Raw genomic sequence first — 2577 nt, 5'->3', positions numbered from 1 at the left:
ACGGTGGGTCGGCGATGAACATGTGTCGCCTGGCCCGATTTCGCGAATGAATTCGCTCCCACAGAGGATAATGGCGTCGAGCCGTTAATGCGCGGCAAGGCACCATGAATTGAGCAGCTTCGGCTGCTCTTTTGCTTTTCGAGAACCTATCTATGAATGCCGCCGAACAACGAATCCTGGAACTGCGCGCAGAGCTGGATCTTCACAACTACCGCTACCACGTCCTTGACGAGCCAAGCATTCCGGATGTCGAGTACGATCGCCTGTTCCACGAATTGAAGGCGCTGGAAGCGGAAAACCCGCATCTGGTGACCCCGGAGTCCCCCACGCAGCGGGTCGGCAGCGCGGCATTGTCGGCGTTCACTCAGGTGCGTCATGAAATCCCGATGCTCAGCCTTGGCAACGCCTTCGAAGAAACCGACATGCGCGAGTTCGATCGTCGTGTCAATGAAGGACTGGATCTTCCGGTGGGCGACCTGCTCGGCACGGGAGCCAAGGTCGAATACAGCTGTGAGCCCAAACTCGACGGTCTCGCTGTAAGCCTGCTGTACCAGAACGGCGCACTGGTGCGAGGTGCCACCCGCGGTGACGGCAGCACCGGCGAAGACATCAGCGTTAACGTGCGGACCGTGCGTAACATCCCGCTCAAGCTGCATGGCAAAGGCTGGCCGCAAACGCTGGAAGTGCGTGGCGAGGTCTTCATGTCCAAAGCCGGTTTCGAACGCCTAAACGCCAGTCAGCTGGAGATCGGTGGCAAGACTTTCGCCAACCCGCGTAACGCCGCCGCTGGCAGCTTGCGCCAGCTGGATTCGAAGATCACCGCCAATCGCCCGCTGGAATTCTGCTGCTATGGCATCGGGCAATTGTCACACGACATTTCCGATACTCACATTGGCAACCTGAAGCAATTGAAAGAGTGGGGCATGCCCATCAGCCGCGAGCTGAAAGTCGCCAACGGCATCGAAGACTGCCTCAAGTATTACCACGACATCGGTGAACGTCGCCTGTCGTTGCCTTATGAAATCGATGGCGTGGTGTTCAAGGTCAACAGCATCGCCGCGCAGCGTGAACTGGGGTTCCGTTCCCGCGAACCGCGCTGGGCGATCGCGCACAAATTCCCGGCCATGGAAGAGCTGACCGAACTGCTGGACGTGGAGTTTCAGGTTGGACGCACCGGTGCCGTGACGCCGGTCGCGCGGCTGAAACCGGTCAAAGTGGCGGGCGTCACCGTCGCCAATGCAACGCTGCACAACATGGATGAAGTTGCGCGTCTGGGTCTGATGATCGGCGATACTGTGATCGTCCGCCGCGCTGGGGACGTGATTCCACAGGTGGTGCAAGTGGTGCTGGAACGCCGCCCTGAAAACGCCAGGAAGGTCGAGATTCCGCAGACATGCCCGGTGTGTGGCTCACAGGTCGAACGCACGCAACTGATCAAACGCAGCAAAGGCAAGGAGACTGTCAGCGAGGGCGCGGTGTACCGCTGCGTCGGGCGGCTGGCCTGTGGCGCTCAGCTCAAGCAGGCGATCATCCACTACGTCTCGCGTCGCGCGATGGACATAGAGGGGTTGGGCGACAAGACCATCGAGCAGTTGGTGGACGAAAAGCTCATCGGTTCTCCAGCCGATCTCTACAAGCTGAAGTTCGACGACATTATCGCGCTGGAAGGCTTCGCCGAGATATCGAGCAAGAAGCTGCTCAAGGCCATCGACGACAGCAAGAAACCGACCCTGGCGCGCTTCATTTATGCGCTGGGCATCCCCGATGTCGGTGAGGAAACAGCCAAGGTACTGGCGCGCTCACTGGGCTCGCTGGACAGCGTGAAAGTCGCGCTGCCGGAAGTACTGACCTATCTGCCCGATATCGGTCTGGAGGTCGCTCACGAGATTCACAGCTTCTTCGAAGACGATCACAACCAGAACGTCATCGGCGCGTTACTCGGCGAGTGCCAGATGGAGTTGCAGGATGTGGGTGAGCTGGGCGCCGAGTTCGCTGCCAGCGTGACGCTGGGCGGCATGCTCGACAAGCTCCACATTCCTTCGGTGGGACCGGGCGCGGCACAGAAACTGGCGGACAGGTTCGCGACGCTCGAAGGAGTGGTCAAGGCCGACTGGCTGGACATGCGCCAGACCTTGCCGGAGAAGCAGGCGCAGTCTGTCAGAGCTTTCTTCGACATTGCAGAAAACGCCCAGCGCGCTATTGCCATCGAGCGACAGCTCAAGGACTTCGGCATGCACTGGCAGAGCGAGAAAAAGGTTGTCGAAGGCCTGCCCCTTAGCGGCCAGACCTGGGTACTTACCGGCTCGCTGGAACTGATGAGTCGCGACGTCGCCAAGGACAAACTCGAAAGCCTCGGCGCCAAGGTGTCAGGCTCTGTATCAGCCAAGACCCATACCGTCGTCGCCGGGCCGGGAGCGGGGTCGAAACTGACCAAGGCCAATGAGCTGGGGTTGAAAGTGCTGGATGAAGAAGCGTTCGTGGCGTTCTTGAAGAAGCACGACGTGTTGGTGGATTGAAACGGTCAATTGTAGGAGCCGGCTTGCTGGCGAACGCGGTGGGCCAGATACGTATTCATTT

At 59.5% G+C, this 2577-nt stretch carries 1 protein-coding gene; it reads left to right on the top strand.

Annotation, left to right across the window (positions count from 1 at the left end):
- The first annotated feature begins 152 nt into the window (after window positions 1-152).
- Window positions 153-2516: an NAD-dependent DNA ligase LigA gene (gene ligA, locus ACRER8_RS21190; protein WP_431748152.1), complete on the top strand. Its 2364-nt coding sequence runs from the start codon at window positions 153-155 to the stop codon at window positions 2514-2516.
- The last annotated feature ends 61 nt before the right edge of the window (window positions 2517-2577 follow it).

Origin of the sequence: Pseudomonas sp. (assembly GCF_050739935.1) — a bacterium.
In the GTDB taxonomy this organism is placed as follows: domain Bacteria; phylum Pseudomonadota; class Gammaproteobacteria; order Pseudomonadales; family Pseudomonadaceae; genus Aquipseudomonas.
Note: the sequence above shows the minus strand (reverse complement) of the source record. Positions and strands in the feature narration are given on the sequence as shown.